At 70.8% G+C, this 23724-nt stretch carries 20 protein-coding genes; 10 read left to right on the forward strand and 10 right to left on the reverse strand.

Features of this window, described 5'->3' with window-relative positions:
- The first annotated feature begins 12 nt into the window (after positions 1-12).
- Positions 13-2184: an OmpL47-type beta-barrel domain-containing protein gene (locus tag ACIQM4_RS03660; RefSeq protein WP_401586107.1), complete on the forward strand. Its 2172-nt coding sequence runs from the start codon at positions 13-15 to the stop codon at positions 2182-2184.
- Positions 2185-2211: 27 nt separating this feature from the next.
- Here ACIQM4_RS03660 and ACIQM4_RS03665 read toward each other — a convergent pair whose 3' ends face one another.
- Positions 2212-3405, reverse strand: a complete 1194-nt coding sequence (locus tag ACIQM4_RS03665) for an ABC transporter permease (protein WP_401585412.1) — start codon at positions 3403-3405, stop codon at positions 2212-2214.
- Positions 3402-4436, reverse strand: coding sequence for a non-homologous end-joining DNA ligase (gene ligD / locus ACIQM4_RS03670; protein ID WP_401585414.1), 1035 nt, complete (start codon positions 4434-4436; stop codon positions 3402-3404). The genes ACIQM4_RS03665 and ligD overlap by 4 nt, the downstream gene beginning before the upstream one ends.
- Positions 4437-4580: 144 nt before the next feature.
- Between ligD and ACIQM4_RS03675 the strand changes: the two genes are divergently transcribed.
- Complete coding sequence (locus tag ACIQM4_RS03675; protein WP_401585417.1) at positions 4581-5660, forward strand: ATP-dependent DNA ligase; 1080 nt, start codon at positions 4581-4583, stop codon at positions 5658-5660.
- A gap of 45 nt (positions 5661-5705) precedes the next feature.
- Here ACIQM4_RS03675 and ACIQM4_RS03680 read toward each other — a convergent pair whose 3' ends face one another.
- Positions 5706-7118, reverse strand: a complete 1413-nt coding sequence (locus ACIQM4_RS03680) for an NAD(P)/FAD-dependent oxidoreductase (RefSeq protein ID WP_401585420.1) — start codon at positions 7116-7118, stop codon at positions 5706-5708.
- 71 nt (positions 7119-7189) lie between these two features.
- Between ACIQM4_RS03680 and ACIQM4_RS03685 the strand changes: the two genes are divergently transcribed.
- Positions 7190-7459 (forward strand): WhiB family transcriptional regulator, encoded by a 270-nt coding sequence (locus ACIQM4_RS03685; RefSeq protein ID WP_401585423.1) that lies wholly within the window; start codon positions 7190-7192, stop codon positions 7457-7459.
- 6 nt (positions 7460-7465) lie between these two features.
- Here the strand turns inward: ACIQM4_RS03685 and ACIQM4_RS03690 are convergent, their stop codons facing one another.
- From ACIQM4_RS03690 to ACIQM4_RS03705, 4 genes are all read right to left on the reverse strand, one after another.
- The gene (locus tag ACIQM4_RS03690) at positions 7466-8395 is read right to left on the reverse strand and encodes a chitosanase (RefSeq protein ID WP_401585426.1); all 930 of its coding nucleotides are present in this window, start codon (positions 8393-8395) and stop codon (positions 7466-7468) included.
- Between the two features lie 248 nt (positions 8396-8643).
- A complete protein-coding gene (locus ACIQM4_RS03695; protein WP_401585428.1) occupies positions 8644-9621 on the reverse strand; it encodes an acyl-ACP desaturase in 978 nt (325 codons plus the stop codon).
- Between the two features lie 267 nt (positions 9622-9888).
- Positions 9889-11547 carry an ABC-F family ATP-binding cassette domain-containing protein gene (locus tag ACIQM4_RS03700; protein WP_401585431.1) on the reverse strand — a complete coding sequence of 553 codons (1659 nt, stop codon included), beginning with the start codon at positions 11545-11547 and terminating at the stop codon, positions 9889-9891.
- 367 nt (positions 11548-11914) lie between these two features.
- Positions 11915-12325, reverse strand: coding sequence for an SsgA family sporulation/cell division regulator (locus ACIQM4_RS03705; protein WP_401585434.1), 411 nt, complete (start codon positions 12323-12325; stop codon positions 11915-11917).
- A 384-nt stretch (positions 12326-12709) separates the two neighbouring features.
- Between ACIQM4_RS03705 and ACIQM4_RS03710 the strand changes: the two genes are divergently transcribed.
- On the forward strand, positions 12710-13852 hold the full coding sequence (locus ACIQM4_RS03710; RefSeq protein ID WP_401585436.1) for a WD40/YVTN/BNR-like repeat-containing protein: 1143 nt from the start codon (positions 12710-12712) through the stop codon (positions 13850-13852).
- Between the two features lie 378 nt (positions 13853-14230).
- Here the strand turns inward: ACIQM4_RS03710 and ACIQM4_RS03715 are convergent, their stop codons facing one another.
- Positions 14231-14527 (reverse strand): YciI family protein, encoded by a 297-nt coding sequence (locus ACIQM4_RS03715; RefSeq protein WP_401585438.1) that lies wholly within the window; start codon positions 14525-14527, stop codon positions 14231-14233.
- 83 nt (positions 14528-14610) lie between these two features.
- Here ACIQM4_RS03715 and ACIQM4_RS03720 point away from each other — a divergent pair, with 83 nt between their 5' ends.
- Both ACIQM4_RS03720 and mmpA read left to right on the forward strand, forming a co-directional pair.
- Entirely contained in the window at positions 14611-15327 is a 717-nt protein-coding gene (locus tag ACIQM4_RS03720) for an endonuclease V (RefSeq protein WP_401585441.1), read from the forward strand.
- Between the two features lie 51 nt (positions 15328-15378).
- Positions 15379-15552 (forward strand): morphogenic membrane protein MmpA, encoded by a 174-nt coding sequence (gene mmpA / locus ACIQM4_RS03725; protein ID WP_401585444.1) that lies wholly within the window; start codon positions 15379-15381, stop codon positions 15550-15552.
- Between the two features lie 112 nt (positions 15553-15664).
- Here the strand turns inward: mmpA and ACIQM4_RS03730 are convergent, their stop codons facing one another.
- Positions 15665-16840, reverse strand: coding sequence for a saccharopine dehydrogenase family protein (locus ACIQM4_RS03730; RefSeq protein WP_401585446.1), 1176 nt, complete (start codon positions 16838-16840; stop codon positions 15665-15667).
- Between the two features lie 229 nt (positions 16841-17069).
- Here ACIQM4_RS03730 and ACIQM4_RS03735 point away from each other — a divergent pair, with 229 nt between their 5' ends.
- From ACIQM4_RS03735 to ACIQM4_RS03750, 4 genes are all read left to right on the forward strand, one after another.
- Entirely contained in the window at positions 17070-18179 is a 1110-nt protein-coding gene (locus ACIQM4_RS03735) for a CaiB/BaiF CoA transferase family protein (protein ID WP_401586110.1), read from the forward strand.
- Positions 18179-19321: an acyl-CoA dehydrogenase family protein gene (locus tag ACIQM4_RS03740; RefSeq protein ID WP_401585448.1), complete on the forward strand. Its 1143-nt coding sequence runs from the start codon at positions 18179-18181 to the stop codon at positions 19319-19321. The genes ACIQM4_RS03735 and ACIQM4_RS03740 overlap by 1 nt, the downstream gene beginning before the upstream one ends.
- A gap of 87 nt (positions 19322-19408) precedes the next feature.
- Entirely contained in the window at positions 19409-20623 is a 1215-nt protein-coding gene (locus tag ACIQM4_RS03745; RefSeq protein WP_401585450.1) for an acetyl-CoA C-acetyltransferase, read from the forward strand.
- Between the two features lie 44 nt (positions 20624-20667).
- Positions 20668-22839 (forward strand): 3-hydroxyacyl-CoA dehydrogenase NAD-binding domain-containing protein, encoded by a 2172-nt coding sequence (locus ACIQM4_RS03750; RefSeq protein WP_401585452.1) that lies wholly within the window; start codon positions 20668-20670, stop codon positions 22837-22839.
- 96 nt (positions 22840-22935) lie between these two features.
- On the opposite strand, the gene ACIQM4_RS03755 is transcribed toward ACIQM4_RS03750, so the two are convergent.
- Positions 22936-23673 carry a MerR family transcriptional regulator gene (locus ACIQM4_RS03755; RefSeq protein ID WP_401585455.1) on the reverse strand — a complete coding sequence of 246 codons (738 nt, stop codon included), beginning with the start codon at positions 23671-23673 and terminating at the stop codon, positions 22936-22938.
- Between the last annotated feature and the right edge of the window lie 51 nt (positions 23674-23724).

The raw sequence follows: 23724 nt of genomic DNA on the forward strand, positions 1-23724 counted from the left end.
GCCGCCCTGGTGATGGTGCTCGGGCTGGCGTCCACGGCCGCCTACGGGCGCACCGGCAGCGGCGTCCAGGAGAAGTCCGCCCTCGCGCAGACGCTCACCTGGACCGCGGGCGACCCCATCGACCACTACCTGACCTTCCCCACCACGGCGGTCGCGGGACCCACCACGATCGTCTTCGAGAACAGCGCCGCGACCGGCAACACCTCGGGCATGCCGCACACGCTCACCTTCGACGTGTCGGACCCCGAGTACAACAACGACGTGCAGCTCAACATCCTCGCCAACCCGAGTGACGCCCAGGGCGGCAAGCACACCGCCGAAGTCACCCTGACCCCAGGCCGCTACCGGTTCCACTGCACCATTCCCGGCCACAGCGCGATGCAGGGCATCCTGACCGTCACCGAAGGCGGCGGCGGGGAGGACACCACCGCGCCCGAGACCTCCGCGAAGGTCGACGGCGAGACCAACGCGGACGGCGACTACCTCGGCCACGCCACGGTGAGCGTGACCGCGACGGACGAGGGCGGCTCGGGCGTCGAGAAGACCGAGTACGCGCTCGGGGCGGACGGCGCCTGGACCCCGTACACCGCCCCCGTGATGATCCACGAGGTCGGCACCCACAAGGTCCGCTACCGGGCCACCGACAAGGCGGGCAACACCGCCGCGGAGAAGGCCGTCGACTTCAACGTCGTCGCGCCGCCCACCGACGACCAGACCCCGCCCGAGACCTCGGCGACCGTGAGCGGTGAGAAGGACGACCAGGGCCGCTACCTGGACATGGCCACGGTCACCGTGACCGCGTCGGACACCGGCTCGGGCGTCAACAAGATCGAGTACGCGATCGGGGCCGACGGCGCCTGGACCGCGTACACCGCCCCGGTGATGGTCCACGAGGCCGGCACGCACAAGGTCCGCTACCGGGCGAGCGACAAGGCGGGGAACGCCGCCGCCGAGAAGGCCGTCGACTTCACCGTCGTCGTGCCGCCCGCCGAGGACAAGACCCCGCCCGAGACGGCCGCGACCGTGGCCGGCGCCAAGAACTCGGACGGCGCCTACCTCGGAGCTGCGACGGTGAAGGTCACCGCGACCGACGCTGGGGGATCGGGCCTCGACAAGATCGAGTACTCGCTCGACGCCGGCCCCTACCTCGCCTACACCGCCCCCGTCGTCGTCGACCGGGTCGGGCACCACACCTTCCTGCACCGCGCCACCGACAAGGCGGGCAACACCTCCGAGCCGAAGAGGGCGTCCTTCGACGTCGCACCCGGCGGCGGCGTCCCCGCACCCAACTGCCCGGAGCTCGACGAACGGCTGACCGTCTTCGTCGGCACGGTCGACACCGGCATTCCCAATCGCCTCACCCGTGGCCGCTGCACCATCGGCGAGCTGATCGAGGACGAGAAGGAGTGGACCTCGCACGCCCTGTTCCTCAAGCACGTCGACCAGGTGATCGACAAGCTCCTGGCCGACGGCGTGATCGACCAGCGCGAGCACAAGAAGATCTACGCGGCCGCGAAGCAGTCCGGCATCGGCAAGCCGGGCCAGACCGAGGGCTACCGGCCGATCTTCGACGGCACGGCCGCCTCCTTGGCCAAGTGGCAGCAGGTGGGCGGCGGCTCCTTCGGGCTGAACGCCGACGGGAGCATCACCAGCAGCACCACCGTGCCCGGCATGGGCATGCTGTGGCTGCCCTCGCGGAAGTACGAGGACTTCTCACTGAAGCTCCAGTTCCGCGACGACGCACCCGGTGACACCAACTTCGCCAACGGCGGTGTCTTCGTGCGCTTCCCGAACGTCCACGACCACCCGGAGGAGTCCCGGCCCGAATGGGTCGCCATCAAGTACGGGCACGAGGTGCAGATCCTCGACCGCCCCGACGGCGACATGTACAAGACCGGTTCGCTCTACGGCTTCGACCGGGTCGGCCTCGGCGGCGCGGGCGTCACGCCCAAGGGCACCTGGAACGACTACGAGATCAAGGTGGAGGGCCAGCACTACTCGATCCTGCGCAACGGCGTGCTGATCAACGAGTTCGACAACACCGGCGGGCAGCAGTTCAACCCGCCGCGTGACGACGACCCCGGCACGGACGGCCGCAGGTTCGCCTCCGGCTACATCGGGCTCCAGGTGCACGGGACGACCGACGTCATCTCGTACCGCGACATCCGCATCAAGGAGCTGTGACCCGGCCGCCGGCCGGGCCCCGGTAGCTCACATCCCGGCCGGCGCGTCCGCCGGCGAGGTCCCCCGTCCCGCGTGGGCGGGGGCCTTGTCGCGCCCGCCGGGGTGGCGGTGCCGCCAGAACCAGAACACCGCGCAGGACAGCAGGGCCCATCCCGCCAGTACCAGATACGGCCTCAGGTGCTGGTGACCCTGGAAGTACACCGCCGTGTGCTGCGCGTTCACCGAGGCGCCCGGCGGCAGCCACTGGCCGATGTGGCCGAGCAGCGACGGCAGCAGCGGCCACGACACAGCGCCACCCGAGGACGGGTTGCCCAGCAGCACCATCAGACCCCAGGTCGGGATCATCGCCCAGCGGCCCAGCAGGGTGTTGAACATCGTGAAGACCATGCCCGAGGTGAACATCGTCAGCGCGAGGATCAGCCAGGACTGCACGAAGGGCAGGTCCAGCGCCCCCAGCAGCCAGTCCACCACCGCGGCGATCGCGAAGGCGCCCAGCAGCGAGTACGCGATGTGGAAGCAGATCCGCTCGACCGGGTTCAGCCCCCTGGCGTGCACGCTCAACTGGATCGCCCCGACGAAACCGATGATCACCGCGGCGAGCGAGATGTAGAAGAGCGCGAGCCCGCGCGGGTCGCCCTTCTGCAGCGGCTTGACGTCCTTGATCTCGACGCTCACCCCGGCCGCCTTGCCGACCTTCGCCCCGGCCTCGGCGAACAGCTGGGCCACCGAGGCTCCGGAGGCCCCCGTCAGGTCCATCCGGACCTTCCGGCCGTCCCCGCTCAGCACGGCGAAGACCTGCTGCTCCTCGATCGCCCCGCGGGCCTGCGCCTGGGAGTCGTAACGGGTCACCTTCAGCGAACCGGGCAGCGCCTTGTCCAGGCCTGCGACGAACAGCTTCAGCTGCGGGGTGGCGGGGTCGCCGACGACCGCCGTCGGAATGTGGTGCGGGGTCGGATTGGCCATCGTGTACGTGTAGGAACCGGCGAAGAGCCCGGCCGCCGCCGCCAGGATGAACACCAGCACGGTCGCCGGCAGGAACGGTGACTTCTTGAACGCCTCCCAGCGCTCACCACCGGACCGCACCCTGCCGTGCGCCCCGTGCCGCTCGTGCCCGCCGGGCCGCCCCGTCCCCTGCCCGGTACCGTCCGCACCGGCCTGCCCCGGGTCGGGTCCTGAACCCTGTCCTGTGTCCTGCCCCGGGCCGGGTGTCTCGCTGCTCATTCCTGTCCCTCGTGATCGTGGTGCTTGGCACGGCTCGGTGCGACGCGCTTGGGTTCGCCCGGCATCTTCGGATAGTCGGGCGGGTACGGGAGATCGCCGAGGCCCCGGTCCCGCTCGTCCCGGTCCGCCAGTTCGAGGAGCGCGTCCAGTACGAAGGCGTGGTCGGTCAGGTCCTCGTGCACGTCGCCCACTTCGGCGAACCGGCCTGGCATGGTCGCCAGGTCGAAGTCCTCGGGGCGGGCGTCGTCCAGTTCCGCCCAGCGCAGCGGCGCTGACACCGGCGCGTGCGGCTTCGGGCGGATCGAGTAGGCGGAGGCCATGGTCCGGTCGCGGGCGGTCTGGTTGAAGTCAACGAAGATCCGGGACCCCCGCTCCTCCTTCCACCACGCGGTCGTCACCCGGTCCGGCATCCGCCGCTCCAGCTTCCGCCCCACCGCGATCGCCGCGCGGCGCACGGCGGTGAAGTCAAGCCTGGGCTCGATCGGTACGAAGACGTGCAGTCCGCGCCCCCCGGAGGTCTTGGGCCAGCCGCGCAGCCCGTGTTCCTCCAGCACCGCGCGCAGTTCGTGGGCGGCGCGCACCGCGTCGGAGAAGTCGGTGCCCGGCTGCGGATCCAGGTCGATGCGCAGTTCGTCCGGGTGGTCGGGCCGGTCGCGGCGCACCGCCCAGGGGTGGAAGGTCAGCGTGCCGAGGTTCGCGGCCCACAGGACCGCCGCCTGCTCGGTCGGGCAGACCTCGTCCGCGGTGCGTCCGCTGGGGAAGGCGACACGGGCGGTGGGCAGCCAGTCGGGGATGTTCTTCGGCGCCCTCTTCTGGTAGAAGGACTCGCCCTCCACCCCTTCGGGGAACCGCTCCAGAGTGGTCGGCCGCTCGTTCAGCGCGCGCAGGATTCCGGGGCCGACGGCCAGGTAGTAGCGGGCCACGTCCAGCTTCGTGAAGCCGCGCGCCGGGAAGTAGACCTTGTCCGGGCTCGACAGCCGCACCGTCCGGCCTCCCGCGTCCAGCTCGATCGCCTCGCCCTTTTTGCCCATGTGCGCCACGGTAGGCCGAGCCCACATATGCCGCATATCGGAGTTTCGGGCAGGGTCGGACCTATGGCATCGAAAGCGCCGAAGCCGGCCCGTACCTCTCACGCCTCCTCATCTACCCCGAACACCCCGGACGTACCGGAAAGCATGGATCTTCCCGTACGGCCCCCGGTGAAGCCCATGCTGGCCAAGGCGGTGAAGAAGATTCCGCCCGGGATGCAGTACGAGGCCAAGTGGGACGGCTTCCGGGCGATCGTGTACCGCGACGGCCCCGAGCTGGTCATCGGCAGCCGCAACGGCAAGCCCCTGACCCGCTACTTCCCCGAACTCGTCACCGCTCTGCTCGCCAACCTGCCGCCCCGCTGCGTGGTCGACGGCGAGATCGTCGTCGTCCAGGACGGCCGCCTCGACTTCGAGCGGCTCTCCGAGCGCATCCACCCCGCCGCTTCCCGGATCAAGCTCCTGGCCGAGCAGACCCCGGCGGCCTTCGTCGCCTTCGACCTGCTCGCACTGGAGGACCTCTCGCTCCTCGACGTACCCCTGGAAGAGCGGCGCAAGGCGCTCACCGACGTGTTCCGGGACGCCGGGCCGCCCGTGTACCTGGCGCCGGCGACGACCGACCGGGAGGTGGCGCAGCTGTGGTTCGAGCGGTTCGAGGGCGCGGGCCTTGACGGAGTGATGGCCAAGCCGCTGACCCTGCCCTACCGGCCGGACGCCCGACTCATGTACAAGATCAAGCACGAGCGGACGGCGGACTGCGTCGTCGCGGGCTACCGGCCGCACAAGACGGCTGACACGGCCGTCGGCTCGCTGCTGCTCGGCCTGTACGACGCGCAGGGCCGCCTCCAGCACGTCGGCGCCTCGTCCGCCTTCACCATGCAGCGCCGCAAGGAACTCGTCGAGGAACTGCGGCCGCTGCGACTGGCCGACCCCGGCACGCACCCGTGGGCGGCCTGGGAGGACCAGGCGGCCCACGAGAGCGACCGGCTCCCCGGCGCCCAGAACCGCTGGAACAGCTCCAAGGACCAGTCGTGGGTGGCGCTGGACCCTTCGCTGGTCTGCGAGGTGGCCTACGACCACATGCAGGGCACCCGGTTCCGGCACACCACCCAGTTCCGCAGGTGGCGCCCGGACCGGACACCACAGTCCTGCCGCTACGACCAGTTGGAGGAGCCGGTGAGCTACGACCTCGCCGACATCCTGGGCCCGGCCGCCACGGAGCGGTGACCTGCACCCGCCCGCTGCCCCGTAGCGGCGAACTTCCGCCCGCCGCTACGGAGCGGTGACCTTCTCCCACTCCTCGCGGCTCGGTCCTGCGGTTCCCGGCTCCCAGTCCGGGTGGGCGGCCAGCCAGTCCGCCAGGTGCCGCCGTACCCGCGGGTCCTCGTACGCCGAGCGCGGCAGCTCCTGGAGGTGGCGGACCCGGGCGCGCGCCCGGCCCACCACCGGGTCCGACAGCGCGCACGCCAGCATCGCGGCGCTCTGCCTGGCGATCGCGGTCGGCGGCCGCGTCGACCGTTCGGCGTACCGCTGCCCGATCGCCTCGTCGGTGTGCACCTGTACGTCGAACCACGGCCGGAGCGTGCGCAGCGCCCACGCGTGGTACGCGGCGGCGAACTCGGCGCGCGCCAGGTCGGCGCCCGCGTCCACCTGGCGGGCCAGCCACCTGGCGGCCCACAGCGAGAGCGAGATCCCCTGGCCCATCGTGGGGTTGGTGTGCGTGAAGCTGTCACCGACCGCGAGGAGCCCCGTGACGACCGGCCCCCGGTCGTCGACCAGCGCGCTCCACCTGTTGTCGAGCCCGGCCATCGGCAGCACGCCGGACAGCGGCTCGGCGCCCGCCGACAGCCACGCCGCCCCTGCGGAGAAGGTACGGGCGGCCGCCTCGAAGACCTCGGGGTCGCGCAGCGCCGTGCGGGTCGGGTCGTCCGTGTGCAGGAAGAGCGTGACGGCGAACCTCCCGTTGTCGGCAGGGAACACGGCGCAACCGCCGAACGACCCTCCGGTCAGGGCGAGCGGCCCGCGCGGCCCGTCCGTGGCCCCGGGCGGCAGCCGGTACCAGCGGCAGAAGTACGCGATCCCGGTACGGCGGCGCTCCACGGCCGGCGGTCTGCACCCGGCCCCGGCCAGCCAGTCCGCGGTGCTCACCCGCCGCCCGCCCGCGTCGACGACGACGTCCGCGGGAAAGTCTCCGTCCCCGGTGCGCACCCCCGTCACCCGGGGCACGCCCTGCGCGCCGCCCGGCGAGAACGTCAGCCCCGTCACCGGCTCCCCGTGGCGCAAGGCCGCGGTCGGCTCGGCGCGCAGCGCGTCGTGCAGGACCGTCTCCAGGAGGATGCGGCGCGTCTGCAGCATGACCAGGTGCTCGTCGCCCGCGCAGACCTCCGGCGGCTGCGGGTAACCGGCGAGTTCGTGCTGTTCACGTGCCCCTCGCCGGAGCAACTCGGCGTGTACGTCGGGCAGTTCCTCCTTCAGTACGGCGCGGGCCGCGCCCAGCAGTATGTGCGGCTGAACCGCCTGCGCCACGGTGCCGGCCCGCGCCCAGTCGAAGAAGTCCGCGTCGAGGTCACCGCAGGGCGCACGGGGGTCCCGCTCGAAGACGGTCACGCGGTGCCCGCGCCGGGCCAGCAACAGGGCGGTGGCCAGCCCGGCGACACCGCCGCCGAGCACTGCGAAACCGGTCATCCTCGGTACTCCTCACGGCCGTTGATCCTTCGTTGATCGAACGTTGATCGCGACCGGGAAGCGTGTGCCGCATGCCGACCCACACCGCCCTCCCCACCGACAACGAGCTCTCCTGGCAGGAGAGCGCGCTGTGCGCCCAGACCGGGCCCGAGTTCTTCTTCCCCGAGCCCGGCAGTTCCACCCGCGAGGCCAAACAGCTGTGCGCCGCCTGCGACATGCGGGCCGTCTGCCTGGAGTACGCGCTGACCCACGACGAACGGTTCGGGGTCTGGGGCGGACTCTCGGAGAAGGAACGGCACGCGCTGCGGCGCGAGCAGGGCGGTCGGCGCAACGCCCGGTGAGTGGCGTCAGTGCGCGATGCGGAACGTGTCGCCGTACATCTTCCACTCCAGCGGCGGCTTCAGGTCCATGTTGTTCTTCTGGAGGAAGACCTTCTGGGCGGTGTCGATGCGCGACGTGTCGTTGAGCGTCTTCTTCGTCCGCAGCACTTCGCGCGTCTCGTGCAAGAACGCGTTCAGGTAGTCCTTCTGCGCCTTGTTCTTGTCCTTGGCGGCGGTCTCGGACGGCGGCTTGATCTTCTTGCGGGCCTTGTCGCGGATGCCGTAGAAACCGCGCGGGTCGATGCCGGGGCCGTGCAGCACCATCGCGTCGTAGTAGACGAACTGGCCGAGCGTGCTGAGCCCGTCCATCTTCGCGAGGTCGACGGCGGGCCTGAAGTAGTACTTGTCGCGGGCGTCGTCCTGCGCCTTGATGAAGTCGGGCTCCTTCGCCGCCTGCTTCCACGCCTTGGTGAAACCGGGGTCGAGGCCCTCGTGCGACGCGGTGCCGTCGACCTCCTCCAGCGCGGGGAGGAACACGGCGAGCGGGTTGTCCGGGTGGGTCTTGGTGTAGTCCTGGATCAGCTGCAGCATGTCGTGCGTGCCGGAGGTGAAGCCGACGACGCCTGCCGTGTAGCCGTTGCCGTCGCCGACGTCGCGGATCGAGGCGTACTGGCCGCGCCAGTTCGTCGTCGAGTTCTCCGCGGTGGAGATGATCTGCGCGGCCATCTCCTTGCTCGCGGGAGCCGCGAGGCCCGGCGGCAGCTTGGCTATCAACTCCTGGTCGGTCTTGGGCTTCTTCGCCGCGGGGGACGCGTCGTCGCCCTCACCGGACGCTTCCGCGTTCTCGTAGGGATCGACATAGATCGGGTCGTCCCCCTTGGGGTTGCCGCCGAACACTGCGGTGGCCACGATGGCGACCGGGGCGCCGATGAGGACTAGACGGGTGAGAGGTTTCACGCCCGACAGATTACGTGGCGCGCGCGCCGTCCTTGCGCGGAGATCCCCTCTTCATCTGCCTGGTCCTCGCTCCGGGCAGTCACAACCACCACAAGTCCTCCACGGAGGAGCGCGGGAGCGGCCGGCTTTTCGCGGCCTGCGCATTGCCGCAGCCTCCGCCCGCCTCGCGCGCCGGGCTCACGCACCGCGCGTGCAGGAAGGGGCGGGGAGAACGCGTCACGCCCTCCCCGCCCCGCCCCGGGCTGCGCCTACTCGGCTGCCGCCCGCGCGGCCTTCCGCGCCAGCCGTGCCGCCAGCTTCTCGTCGAACTTCGTCGCCTCCGAGTCCAGCCCGCCCATGTAGAGCCCGAGCTCCTCCTGGGCCTTCAGGCCCTCGGCGCCGAGCCCGTCGATGTCCAGGACCTTCAGGAAGCGCAGCACCGGCTGGATCACGTCGTCGTGGTGGATGCGGATGTTGTAGACCCCGCCGATGGCCATCTGCGCGGCGGCGCGCTCGAAGCCCGGCATTCCGTGTCCCGGCATCCGGAAGTTCACGACCACGTCGCGCACGGCCTGCATGGTCAGGTCGGGTGCCAGCTGGAAGGCGGCGCCCAGCAGGTTCCGGTAGAAGACCATGTGCAGGTTCTCGTCGGTGGCGATCCGCGCCAGCATCCGGTCGCACACCGGGTCCCCGGACTGGTGTCCGGTGTTCCGGTGCGAGATGCGGGTGGCCAGCTCCTGGAAGGCGACGTAGGCCACGGAGTGCAGCATCGAGTGCCGGTTGTCGGACTCGAAGCCCTCACTCATGTGCGCCATCCGGAACTGTTCCAGCTTGTCCGGGTCCACCGCCCGCGAGGCGAGCAGGTAGTCGCGCATCACGATGCCGTGCCGGCCCTCCTCGGCGGTCCAACGGTGCACCCAGGTGCCCCAGGCGCCCTCCCGTCCGAAGAGGGAGGCGATCTCGTGGTGGTAGCTCGGGAGGTTGTCCTCGGTCAGCAGGTTCACCACGAGGGCGATCTTGCCGATCTCGGTCACCTTGGACTGCTCGGGCTCCCAGGCCTGGCCGTCCTCGAAGTAGCCGGGGAAGTTCCGGCCGTCCGACCACGGCACGTACTCGTGGGGCATCCAGTCCTTGGTGACCTTCAGGTGGCGGTTGAGTTCCTTTTCCACCACCTCTTCCAGTGCGAACAGCAGCTTGGCGTCGGTCCACGCCTCCGAGCTGCCGAGATGGGGAGAGGTGATCGTCACGGGTACTCCAGGGGGGATGGGGACGAAGAGCGGTTACCTACGGCTTCGTAGGTTACGAGACCGTAGGTTAAGCGCGGCGTGAGCGCGTCGCCAAGTCCTTGTCCGTTCCGTCCCGCTACCTACCGTTATAGGTGCAGGTCGAGAGGGCGCATCGAGAGACAAGTCACGCAACCTTTCGGCTTTCGAACACGCCGATGTCACGAGGGTCGCGTTCCCCTCCAGTACGACGACATGCGCATCCGCCTCCTGCGGAGAAGGGCCGGGACCTCAGGGCCCCTCCGGCCCCTGATGCTCCTCCGGTGCGTCGAGGCCGGCCGGCTCGACCCCCAGGTGCAGTCGTCGGGTGATCCCGATCGACTCCAGGAAGGGTTCGTCATGGCTCGCCACGATCAGGGCCCCCTCGTAGGCGTGCAACGCCTCCGTCAACTGCCGGACGCTCGCCATGTCGAGGTTGTTCGTCGGCTCGTCGAGCATCAGCAGCTGCGGCGCGGGGTCCGCGAGCAGCAGCGCGGCCAGGGTGGCGCGGAACCGCTCGCCGCCGGACAGTGTCCCGACCGCCTGGTCCGCCTTGGCACCCTTGAACAGAAAGCGCGCCAGCCGTGCCCTGATCAGGTTGTTCGTCGCCGCGGGAGCGAGCAGCGCCACGTTCTGCGCGACGCTGAGCGAGTCGTCCAGCACATCGAGGCGCTGCGGCAGGAACCGCGACACCACCTTCGCCTCTACCTCGCCCGACAGCGGTGCCAGCTGCTTGGCGATCGTCCGCAGCAGGGTCGTCTTGCCGGCCCCGTTGCGCCCGGTCAGCGCGACCCGCTCGGGCCCGCGCAGCTCGAACTGCCCGTCCAGCCGCGCCCCGTACGGCATCACCAGGTCCCGTACGGACAGCACGTCACGCCCGGGATGGACCGTGGTGTACGGAAGTTCGACACGGATCACGGCGTCCTCGCGGACCAACTCCTCGGCCTCCCCGAGGCGTTCACGCGCGTCCTTCAGCCTCTCCGCGTGCATGATCCGGTGCTTGCCCGCCGACTCCTGCGCGGCGCGCTTGCGCAGCCCCATCACGATCTTCGGCTCGCGCTTCTGCTCCTGCATCTTCTGTCCGTACTTCTTGCGCTTCGCCAACTTGACCTGCGCGTCGGCAAGTTCGCGCTTCTGCTTCTGTACGTCGGCCTCGGCCACGCGCACCATGCGCTCGGCCGCCTCCTGCTCGACGGCGAGTGCCTCCTGGTACTCGGAGAAGGTGCCGCCGTACCAGCGGACCTCGCCGTCGCGCAGATCGGCGATCTGGTCGACCCGCTCCAGGAGTTCGCGGTCGTGGCTGACCACGACGAGCACACCGGAGTACGACGAGACGGCGTCGTACAGCCGCCGCCGTGCGTACAGGTCGAGATTGTTGGTCGGCTCGTCGAGCAGAAGTACGTCGGGGCGGCTCAGCAGCAGCGCCGCGAGCCGCAGCAGTACGGACTCGCCGCCGGACACCTCGCCGATGGTGCGGTCCAGGCCGACGTGGCCGAGGCCGAGCTCACCGAGGGTGGCCAGCGCGCGCTCCTCCACGTCCCAGTCGTCGCCGACCACGGTGAAGTTCTCCTCGCTCGCGTCACCTGCCTCGATGGCGTGCAGCGCGGCGCGCCTGTCCGCGATCTCCAGGGCCTCGTCGACCCGCAGACCGGTGTCGAGCACGAGGTTCTGCGGCAGGTAACCGACGCTCCCCATGACCTTCACCTTGCCGTCGGTCGGTGTGAGCACCCCGGCGAACAGCTTCAGCAGGGTCGACTTGCCGGATCCGTTGACCCCGATGAGGCCGGTGCGGCCGGGGCCCACCGCGATCTGGAAGTCATCGAGGACGGGGGTGCCGTCCGGCCAGGAGAAGGAAAGGGCGGTGCAGGTGAGCGAGGTGCTCCGGCTGTGCGCGGCCGGGTGGGTAGACACAAGGGCCTCCAGGTTGCGGTGAGTGGTTCTGTGGCAACTGGTGGAGACACCGAGAACGCGCGGACCTGGCGCCAGGGGGAGTGAAGGTCAGGAGCGCAGACAGTCAGGAGCGCAGAGCGCGACTGTCACATCCTGGGAACCCCTGGGGGAGAAGACGGCTCGAACGCCGAGGTCGCACGCGGCACGCGGAAAATGGCAGTCCACACCAAGGTGGCTGCCTCGCGGCACGGTGTTCCAGACCTCAGACGAGCAACGTCCTTCTCCGTTCGACGACAACAGGGGCGAGAAGAACGTTACGCCCGCCGCGAGGACGGACGCAAGCAATATCCATCCGGGCTCCCGCGCCGGGGCTCAGCTCCTCAGCTCCTCAGCTGCTCAGCAGCTGGGCCAGATCCTGGTCGACATCGAGAAAGCGGTGCTCGGTTCCCCGGGGCACCAGCTCCTGCGTCTGCCGCAGGAAACGCCGCAGGTCGGAGGTCTTGATGTGCACCATCGCGACTCCCTCGGCGGCATGAAACTCCAGCACGGTCCGCCCGTACCCGTACGGCCGCAGCTGTACGTCACCGACGCCAGCCTCCGCTTCAAGCCCTTCGCCCAGCAGCTCCCGGGCGAAGGACCACACCACCTCGATGCCCTCCAGGGTCGCCGGGGGCGGGAAGGTCATGTGGACGGCGAAGGGGTCCGTGCGGTCGTAGCTCAACGTCGCGGGAACGTTCTCCAGCTGCGGCGCGGTGGAGATCAGACGGGCCTGCACGGCCTGCTCGATGACGGTGGACAAGGCCAGCACCTCTCATGCTCGGTGGATGCGTCCTGCCGCCCGGGAAGACGTAGGAACGCGCAATTCCGTGCACACGGATCAGGCGTGAGCTGCATCACCCGTCTCCGGCTGTGTTCACGTCGAGCCGCAGACACCTGCGTGGTCGCAGTACGGCTGGTTCCCGCTGACACCGTGGCCACACGGCATCACGCGTGTCTCATGGGTGCGGAGGGTGTGAACTCGACCGCACGTACCACCGGCTGTTCGTGCAGGTGGCCGGTGTACGACGGCGGTGCTCACCCGCCGCGCCCGCCGGCCGTGCCCGCCGACCGTGACCGCCGCGGCAACGGGTGCGTGCGGGCGCACCCTGGACGGCGGCGGTCCGCTCCGCTAGCTTCCAGCGCCATGATGCGTATGGGGAAGACGAGACGCGTGATGGCGGCGGGACTCAGCGCGACGGCGGTGGCCTTCGCGTGCGGCGCCGCCGGGCCGGCGCAGGCGGCGGACTCGGCGGACTCGGCGAGAACGGGGTCTGCGGCTTCGGACGCACAGACGCGTACGGACCTTCGGGCCGGGTGGCGGCTGGGGGACACCGGTGTGCCGGACGTACGTTTCCGGGGTCTCGCGGCGGTGAACCGGCACACCGCGTGGGTGGCCGGCTCCAAGGGCACCGTGCTGCGCACCGCCGACGGGGGCCGCACCTGGGCGAACGTGTCGCCGCCCGGAGCGCAGGCACTGGAATTCCGGGATGTCGAGGCGTTCGACGGCCGGCGCGCCGTGGTGCTCGCCATCGGTGAGGGCGAGGCGTCCAGGACGTACCGCACCGAGGACGGCGGGCGTACCTGGCAGGAGACCTTCCGCAATCCTGACCCCAGGGCCTTCTACGACTGCCTGACCTTCTTCGACTCCCGCAACGGGCTGGCGATGAGCGACCCGGTCGACGGCAAGTACCGCATCCTCTCCACGGCGGACGGCGGCAGGTCCTGGAAGGTGCTGCCGGACAAGGGGATGCCGGCCGCGCTGCCGGGCGAGGCGGGGTTCGCGGCGAGCGGCCAGTGCCTGGTGAGCAACGGGCCGCGGGACGTCTGGCTGGCGACCGGCGGGGGTGCCCGGGGCCGGGTGCTGCACTCGGCGGACCGGGGGCTGACCTGGAAGGCTGCCGACGCCTCCGTCCCCGCGGGCGATCCGGCCCGCGGCGTCTTCGGCCTGGCCTTCCGCGACCGTACGCACGGGATCGCGGTCGGCGGTGACTACCGGGCGGGGGAGACGTCACCGGACGCGGCGGCGGTCACGTCCGACGGCGGCCGGTCGTGGCAGCGGTCCACGACGCCGCCGAAGGAGTACCGCTCCGGGGTTGCCTGGCTGCCGCACACCCGCTCCGCGGCACTCGCCGTCGGCCCGACGGGCACGGACCTGACCCTGAACGGGGGCCGGAGCTGGCGAAAGATCGACACCGGCTCGTACGACACGGTCTCGTGCACGGGGGACCTGGGGTGCTGGGCGGCGGGGGAGGGGGGCAGGGTGGCCCGACTTTTCCCTGCCTTGTAGCGCACCTTTGGGCGGTGGGGCAGCCCCTTTCGTTCCGCGCCCCAGCCCCCGGGGCGGGGCCCCGCCCTCAGCCCGCTTGGGCAGCGGGGCAGTCCCTTCCCTCCCCACCTCACCTCAGCCTCCTTGGGCAGCGGGGCCGCCCCCCGGGGGCGGGACGGGTGGGCAAGGGGGCGGCCCCTCGCGCGGAGCGTGCCCCTTCGCGTGCCCCCTCTCGCGACGTTTCCTTCGCGCGGGCGCGTCGTAGCTGATCGCGCAGTTCCCCGCGCCCCTGGGGGGTGCCTCCTGGGCGTGGGTGTGAGACGTGCGGGTGCGTGGTGGCTGGGCGCGCAGTTCCCCGCGCCCCTGGAGGGGCGCCCGCTCTGGGCGGCGGGGCGTCGCCTACGCTGCCCGTTCCCGGTAAGGGGCCAGTTCGGGCACCGTCTTCGTCGCCACGAACTCCGTGATCCGGTACGCGCACACACCGCCCACCACGAACGGATCCTCCGCCACGATCGCCTCGATCGAGGCCCGCGAGTCCGCCACCGCGAGAATCACTCCGCCGTCCCGCGGCCGCTTGCGTCCCGAGGCGAGGAAGACTCCCGCCGCGTACTGCGCGTCCAGCCACGTCACGTGATCGGTCATCAGCGCGTCCACCTGCTCGACGGGCGCCGTATAGGTCAATTCGAGTACGAACATGGCCGCCAGCGTACCGACCGCTCCCCGCCGCCGAATCGCCGTGTGCCGCACTGTCAGACCCGCGTCCTACAGTGACGAGCACGATGAAGAACACGCCGCACACCACCCCCGCCGACGAGGCCGCCGCCCGCGCCGTCCAGGACGGACTGCGTACCGCGGTCGTCCTCGACGAGACCGGACCGCTGCCCGGCACCGGCCACGTCACCGGTGTCGACGTCGCGTACGACGACGCCCGCGACCTCGTCGTCGCGGCAGCCGTCGTGCTCGACGCCGCGAGCCTCACCGTGGTGGAGGAGACCACGGCCACCGGCCGGGTCACCTTCCCGTACGTACCCGGCCTGTTGGCGTTCCGGGAGATACCGACCGTCCTGGCCGCCCTGGACACGCTCACCGCCGACCCGGGCCTGATCGTCTGCGACGGGTACGGACTGGCCCACCCCCGCCGCTTCGGTCTGGCCAGTCACCTCGGGGTGCTCACCGGGCTGCCCACCTTCGGGGTGGCGAAGAACCCCTTCACCTTCCGCCACGACCCGCCCGGCCCCCGGCGCGGCGACTCCTCGCCGCTCCTCGACACCGAGGACGGCTCCGTCGTCGGCCGCGCCGTGCGCACCCAGGACGGGGTGAAGCCGCTCTTCGTGTCGGTGGGCCACCGGATCTCGCTCGACAACGCCTGTGCGCACACGCTGCGGCTGGCCGTCGCGTTCCGCCAGCCGGAGACCACCCGCCGCGCGGATTCCCTGTGCCGCCGTGCCCTGACCCGAGCGACGGCCGAAGCGGCCTCTCAAGCAACAGGCGTGTAACCGACCATGCATACGGATTTTGAAATCGCGTTCACGGGACAGGGTGATCACATGAGCATGTACACCAGCGCCCGCCCCGTCCCCTCCGTCCCCGACTACTTCGAGTCCGTCACGGTCCACCGGTCGGGCCGCCGGATGGCCATGACCATGCTCACCGGCGTCCTGGCGATGCTGGGCTGGACGGGCGGCATGATCTACACCATCTCCGGCTGGATATCCGGCTGACCCGCACCGCCCGTCGCCCGGCGAGGCCGGCCCCCCCTCCCGGAAGACCGCCGACCCCCTGACCCGCACGCGCCGCGCCTCCGCGGACGCTCACGACGCGCCGCGCCACGCCTCAGCGGACCGCCGCCACCCGGAAGCTGATCCCCGCCTTCTGCAACCGCTCCAGCAGCGCGTCGCCCATCGCCACCGCCGTCGTCACCTGTCCCGCGGTGTCCGGCAGTTCGTCGAAGGCCAGGCAGAGCAGTGATTCCGCGAGGATCTTCGCCGTCTCGCCGTACCCGGGGTCACCGCCCGAGACCTCGGTGAACACCCGTCGGCCGCCGCCCTCCCCGACGAACCGCACGGTGAACCAGCTCCTCGCCCGGCGCGCCTCGTCGGGCCCCGTCCCCGGTGCGAACAGCGCGCCCAGCCGCTTGCGTACCGCGGGCACCTGCGCCGCCGCCACCACGGATCCCACCGCGAGCGCCCCGCCCACCGCGACCGGCAGCCATTTCACCGCGGCGAAGTGCCGGTAGCGGAAGTCGGGCCCGTACCGTTCCAGCGCGGCCGCCGACCGCTCCACCACCTGGGCGTCGAGCGTCGGCAGGGGCAGGGCCCACGCGGACAGCTCGCCGCTGCGGTGCGGCGCGCCCAAGGGGGCCCGTACCCGTCGGCCGTCCCTCGGCCGGGGTTCCGCGGCCCGTCGCTCCTGCGCCGCCCGCAGCATCTGCCGCCCGCGCCCCATCGCGCCCAGCGCCGACGCGAACGTACCGCCGGAGAAGCGTGCGCCCGTCCTGACGAAGCCGTCGACCCGCAGGGGCACCCCCTCCGGCAGCTGACGCACCGTGAAGTACGCGCCGAGGTCGTGCGGTACGGAGTCAAAGCCGCACGCGTGCACCAGCCGGGCCCCGCTCCGCCTGGCCGCCGCGTCGTACGCCACGTACATGCGGTCCAGGAATTCCGGCTCCCCGCACAGGTCGGTGTAGTCGGTGCCCGCCTCCGCGCACGCCGCCACCAGGCCCTCCCCGTACTGGAGGTAGGGCCCGACGGTCGATGCCAGCACCCGTGTGCTGCGGGCGAGTTCGCGCAGCGACGCCGGGTCGTCGGAGTCCGCCCGCAGCAGGGGCAGCTCGCCGCAGCCCGGGTCGATCCTGGTGAGCCGCTCGCGCAGCCGCTCCAGACGGGCGGTCGAGCGCCCGGCCAGCGCCCAGCGGCAGTCCGCGGGGGCGTGTGCGGCCAGGTACTCGGCCGTCAGTTCACCCACGAAGCCGGTCGCTCCGAAAAGCACGATGTCGTACGGACGCGGCATTTCCGCCCCTCCAAGTGTCGGTGCACGTGCCCGAAAGACTAAGCGCTTGCTCGGCCAAGGGGCTTGTGCAGAGTGGAACACGTTCTTAGCATCACTGCTGTTACATCAGTTGTGTCACAGTGCTGGGGGCTTGATGGCAGGGACAGCGGGCACGGACTCCACAGGTGGCGCCGCGGGCGCGGGCACGGGAGCCATCGGGGCAAAGGGGCCGCTCGACGGGGTGCGCGTGGTGGAGCTGGCAGGCATCGGCCCCGGCCCGTTCGCCGCGATGTGCCTCGCCGACCTGGGCGCCGATGTCGTACGGGTGGACCGGCCGGGCGGCGCGGGGCTCGGCGTCGAACCGGCGAAGGACCTCACCAACCGCGGCAAGCGCTCCGTGCTCGTCGACCTCAAGGACCCGGCCGGCCCGGGCCAGGTGCTCGACCTCGTCGAGCGCGCCGACATCCTCATCGAGGGGTACCGGCCAGGCGTGGCCGAGCGTCTCGGTGTCGGCCCCGACGTGTGCCTGGCCCGCAACCCCGCTCTGGTGTACGGGCGGATGACCGGCTGGGGACAGCAGGGCCCGCTCGCGCAGCGTGCCGGGCACGACATCGGATACCTGGCCCTCACCGGCACCCTCGGCATGATCGGCAAACCCGACGAGCCGCCGACCGTGCCCGCCAACCTCGTAGGGGACTACGCGGGCGGTTCGCTCTACCTGGTCATCGGAGTGCTCGCGGCCCTCCAGCACGCCCGTACCCCCGGGGGCGCCGGCCAGGTCGTCGACGCGGCGATCGTGGACGGCGCCAGTCACCTCGCCACCATGCTGCACGGCATGCTGGCGGCCGGCGGCTGGCAGGACAGACGCGGGTCGAACCTGCTCGACGGGGGCTGCCCGTTCTACGGGACGTACGAGACCTCCGACGGGCAGTACATGGCGGTGGGGGCGCTGGAGCCACGGTTCTACGACGAGTTCACCGCGCTGCTCGGCATCGCGGACGACGCGCCCGACCGCGGCGACCTCGCCCGCTGGGACGAGCTGCGCGAGACCATCGCCGCCCGCTTCAAGGAGCGCAGCAGGCAGGAGTGGACAGCGGTCTTCGAGTCCTCCGACGCCTGTGTCGCCCCGGTGCTCTCCATGCGTGAGGCCGCGCACCACCCCCACCTTGCCGCCCGCTCCACCTACGTCGAGCACGGCGGTGTCACCCAGCCCGCCCCCGCACCACGCTTCTCCGGCACTCCCGGCGGCATCCACCGGCCTCCCGCGCTGCCGGGCGCCGACACGGCGGAAGTGGCCGCCGAATGGGACGTGCCGGGCATCGACACCGGGCAGAACCGACCACAGGAGAACCAAAACTGATGAAACGTCAGCTGTTCGACGCCGAGCACGAGGCCTTTCGTGAGACCGTCCGCACCTTCCTCGGCAAGGAGGTGCTCCCGCACTACGAACAGTGGGAGAAGGACGGCATCGTCAGCCGCGCGGCCTGGCTCACCGCAGGGAAGCAGGGCCTTCTCGGCCTCGCCGTCCCCGAGGAGTACGGCGGCGGAGGCAACCCGGACTTCGTCTACAGCGCCGTACTCGCCGAGGAGTTCACCCGCGCCGGAGCCGCCGGGCTCGCGATCGGCCTGCACAACGACATCGTCGGCCCCTACCTCACCGATCTCTCCACCGACGAGCAGAAGCGGCGCTGGCTGCCAGGGTTCTGCTCCGGCGAGACGATCACCGCCATCGCGATGACGGAACCGGGCGCCGGCTCCGACCTCCAGGGCATCCGCACCTCCGCCGAGGACAAGGGCGACCACTGGCTGCTCAACGGCTCCAAGACGTTCATCTCCAACGGCATCCTGGCCGATCTGGTGATCGTCGTGGCCAAGACCTCGCCGGAGGGCGGCGCGAAGGGCCTCTCGCTCCTGGTCGTCGAACGTGGTACCGAGGGATTCGAGCGCGGCCGGAACCTCGACAAGATCGGCCAGAAGGCCCAGGACACCGCCGAGCTCTTCTTCCACGACGTCAAGGTGCCCAAGGAGAACCTCCTCGGGGAGCTCAACGGCGCGTTCATCCACCTGATGACCAACCTCGCCCAGGAGCGCATGGGCATCGCGGTGGCCGGGATCACCGCCGCCGAGCACCTGCTGGAGATCACCACCCGGTACGTCAAGGAGCGCGAGGCGTTCGGCAGGCCGCTGTCCAAGCTCCAGCACATCCGCTTCGAGATCGCCGAGATGGCCACCGAGTGCGCCGTCACCCGGACTTTCCTCGACCGCTGCATCGTCGACCACTCACACGGCGAACTCGATGCCGTGCACGCCTCCATGGCCAAGTGGTGGGCCACCGAACTGCAGAAGCGCGTCGCCGACCGGTGCCTCCAGCTGCACGGCGGCTACGGCTACATGACCGAGTACCGGGTTGCCAAGGCGTTCACGGACGGCCGTATCCAGACGATCTACGGCGGTACCACCGAGATCATGAAGGAGATCATCGGCCGTTCGCTCCTCGGCTGACCCCCTCGGGTCCGCCGGTCCCTCGCCCTCTGCCTCCTCCTCTGCCTCCCGTACTCCTCTCCCTCCGTATTCCGAAAGGCACTCGTCTTGACCACCGAAGCGTTTGTGTACGACGCGATCCGTACCCCCCGCGGCCGCGGCAAGGCCGGCGGCGCCCTGCACGGCACCAAGCCGATCGACCTGGTCGTCGGCCTCATCCACGAGATCACCCACCGCTTCCCCGGCCTCGACCCGGCCGCGATCGACGACATCGTCCTGGGCGTCGTCGGCCCGGTCGGCGACCAGGGATCCGACATCGCCCGCACCGCCGCCATCGCCGCTGGACTGCCCGACACGGTGGCCGGGGTCCAGGAGAACCGCTTCTGTGCCTCGGGCCTCGAAGCGGTCAACCTGGCGGCCATGAAGATCCGTTCGGGCTGGGAGGACCTGGTCCTGGCCGGCGGGGTCGAGTCCATGTCCCGGGTCCCGATGGGCTCCGACGGCGGCGCCTGGTTCAACGACCCCATGACCAACTTCGAGAACGGCTTCGTCCCGCAGGGCATCAGCGCCGACCTGATCGCCACCATCGAGGGCTACTCGCGCCGTGACGTCGACGAGTACGCCGCACTCTCCCAGGAGCGGGCCGCCGCAGCCTGGAAGGACAACCGCTTCGCGCGCTCCGTCGTTCCCGTCCGCGACCGCAACGGCCTGCTGGTCCTCGACCACGACGAGCACATGCGCCCCGGCACCACCGCCGACTCGCTCGCCTCCCTCAAGCCGTCCTTCGCGGCCATCGGCGACATGGGCGGCTTCGACGCGGTCGCGCTGCAGAAGTACCACTGGGTGGAGTCGATCGACCACGTCCACCACGCGGGCAACTCCTCGGGCATCGTCGACGGCGCCGCCCTCGTCGCCATCGGCACCAAGGAGGTCGGCGAGCGGTACGGACTCACGCCCCGCGCCCGTATCGTCTCGGCCGCCGTCTCCGGGTCCGAGCCCACCATCATGCTCACCGGCCCCGCCCCCGCCACCCGCAAGGCCCTCGCCAAGGCGGGCCTGACCATCGACGACATCGACCTGGTCGAGATCAACGAGGCGTTCGCGGGCGTTGTGCTGCGCTTCGCCCAGGACATGGGCCTCTCCCTCGACAAGGTCAACGTCAACGGCGGCGCCATCGCCATGGGCCACCCGCTCGGCGCCACCGGCGCGATGATCCTCGGCACCCTCGTCGACGAGCTGGAGCGTCAGGACAAGCGTTACGGCCTCGCCACCCTGTGCGTCGGAGGCGGCATGGGCGTCGCCACCGTCGTCGAGCGCGTCTGACCCTCGTCCCGCCCGCCGCCACCCTCATACGGAGAAGCCAGAACATGAGCGAGCCCACCACCATCCGCTGGGAGCAGGACGAGACCGGCGTCGTCACCCTCGTGCTCGACGACCCGAACCAGTCCGCGAACACCATGAACGCCGCCTTCAAGGCCTCCATCGCGGCGGTCGCCGACCGCGCCGAGGCCGAGCGGGACTCCATCCGGGGCATCATCTACACCTCCGCCAAGAAGACCTTCTTCGCGGGCGGCGACCTCAAGGACATGATCAAGGTCGGCCCGGAGAACGCCCAGCAGGCCTTCGACACCGGCACCGCCATCAAGAACTCGCTGCGCCGGATCGAGACGCTCGGCAAGCCCGTCGTCGCGGCCATCAACGGGGCGGCCCTGGGCGGCGGTTACGAGATCGCCCTCGCCTCCCACCACCGCATCGCACTGGACGCGCCCGGCTCCAAGATCGGCCTGCCCGAGGTCACCCTCGGCCTGCTCCCCGCGGGCGGCGGCGTCACCCGTACCGTACGGCTGATGGGCATCGCCGACGCCCTCCTCAAGGTCCTGCTCCAGGGCACCCAGTACAGCCCGCGGCGTGCGCTCGACAACGGGTTGGTCCACGAGGTCGCCACCACCCGCGAGGAGATGCTCGCCCAGGCCCGCGCCTTCATCGACGCCCACCCCGAGTCGCAGCAGCCCTGGGACGTCAAGGGGTACAAGATCCCTGGCGGCACGCCTTCCAACCCGCGCTTCGCCGCGAACCTGCCGGCGTTCCCCGCCAACCTCAAGAAGCAGACCGGCGGGGCCAATTACCCCGCGCCGCGCAACATCCTCGCGGCGGCGGTCGAGGGCGCACAGGTCGACTTCGACACCGCGCTGACCATCGAGGCCCGCTACTTCACCGAGCTGGTGACGGGGCAGGTCGCCAAGAACATGATCCAGGCGTTCTTCTTCGACCTCCAGGCGGTCAACTCCGGTGCGAACCGCCCGCAGGGCGTCGAACCCCGCAAGGTCCGCAAGGTCGCCGTGCTCGGCGCCGGAATGATGGGCGCCGGCATCGCGTACTCCTGCGCCCGCGCCGGGATCGAGGTCGTCCTCAAGGACGTCTCCCCGGAGGCCGCAGCCAAGGGCAAGGCGTACAGCGAGAAGCTCCTCGCGAAGGCGCTCTCCCGCGGCCGTACCACCGAGGCCAAGCGGGACGAGCTCCTCGCCCGCATCACTCCCACCGCCGACCCCGCGGACCTCGCGGGCTGCGACGCGGTGATCGAGGCGGTCTTCGAGGACACCGCCCTCAAGCACAAGGTGTTCCAGGAGATCCAGAACATCGTCGAACCCGACGCGCTCCTGTGCTCCAACACCTCCACGCTCCCCATCACGGGCCTCGCCGAAGGTGTGTCACGTCCCGTGGACTTCATCGGCCTGCACTTCTTCTCGCCGGTCGACAAGATGCCGCTGGTCGAGATCATCAAGGGCGAGCGGTCCGGCGACGAGGCGTTGGCCCGCGCCTTCGACCTGGTCCGCCAGATCAAGAAGACGCCGATCGTCGTCAACGACAGCCGCGGTTTCTTCACCTCCCGCGTCATCGGCCAGTTCATCAACGAGGGTGTCGCCATGGTCGGCGAGGGGATCGAGCCCGCGTCGATCGAGCAGGCCGCGGCCCAGGCCGGCTACCCGGCGAAGGTCCTCTCCCTGATGGACGAGCTCACCCTCACCCTGCCGCGCAAGATCCGCAACGAGACCAAGAAGGCCGTCGAGGAGGCGGGCGGCGTCTGGCCGGGACACCCCTCGGACGCGGTCGTCGACCGGATGGTCGACGAGTTCGGCCGTCCGGGACGCAGCGGCGGAGGCGGCTTCTACGAGTACGGCGAGGACGGCAGGCGCACGCGGCTGTGGCCGGGGCTCCGGGAACACTTCACGAAGCCGGGCACGGAGATCCCCTTCACCGACATGCAGGAGCGGATGCTCTTCTCCGAGGCCCTCGACACGGTCCGCTGCTTCGAGGAAGGCGTGCTGACCTCGGTCGCCGACGCCAACATCGGCTCCATCATGGGCATCGGCTTCCCGGCCTGGACCGGCGGCGTCATCCAGTACATCAACGGTTACGAGGGCGGCCTGCCGGGCTTCGTCGCGCGGGCCCGCGAGCTGGCGGCGACGTACGGCGAGCGGTTCGAGCCGTCGGCGCTGCTGGTGGAGAAGGCGGCGAAGGGCGAGAAGTTCGGCGACTGACGCCGTCGGGACCCTCGGGCGACAAGGAGTTCGGCGACTGACGCCGTCGGGACCCGATACCGGCGGGCCGCGGGCCGCGCCTCGTGGACGTACCTCTCAGGACTCGTCCACGAAGGCGGCCCGCAGCTCCTCCTTCAGCGACCGCTGGAAGGCGGTGACCAGGGCCTGGAGCACCATCGGCTGCATGTGGGCGGACAGCGACCGCATCGCCTCCACGTGCTCGGGGTCCGACTCGCGCTCCCGGTAGGGGCTCCACACCTCGTCCCGGAAGAGGTGGGTCAGCTCCCGGGCGGCCGAGCGGGTGTGTTCCAGCAGGATCGTGCGCGCGGCGAGGATCGTCTCGTGCGCGATCGGTACGCCCAGGAGCTGCACGCCCAGCGCCAGCAGACCGGGATCGACCCGGAAGGCGTCAGGATGGTCGGCGCGCTCCAGTACGTTCATCGCGGCCAGCCGGTCGATGTCGGTGTCCGACAGCGCCCGGCCGGCCCGGCGCTCCAGCTCGGCCCGCGTGGCGTCCTCGGCCGAGTCCGGGGCCCAGGACGCCACCACCGCCCGGTGGATGGCCAGGTCGTGCGCGCTCAGATCGGCGGGCAGCTGCTCCAGGTACCGCTCGATGGCGGACAGGGTCATCCCGTGGTGCTGCAGCTCCTCGATGAGGGCGAGGCGGGAGAGGTGCTCGGGGCCGTAGTGGCCGACCCGGCGGGGGCCGATCACCGGGGGCGGCAGGAGACCCTTGGTGCTGTAGAAGCGGATGGTGCGGACGGTGACACCGGCCCGCGCGGCCAGCTCGTCGACCGTGAGCGTCGGCTCCCCGGTACCGGTGGTCGTCGTCATGAATGGTGCCCCGTTCCTCTGCTTGCCTCATCCGGCCCGCGCCGTCGGCCC

The organism is Streptomyces sp. NPDC091272, from assembly GCF_044757485.1.
Classification (GTDB): domain Bacteria; phylum Actinomycetota; class Actinomycetes; order Streptomycetales; family Streptomycetaceae; genus Streptomyces.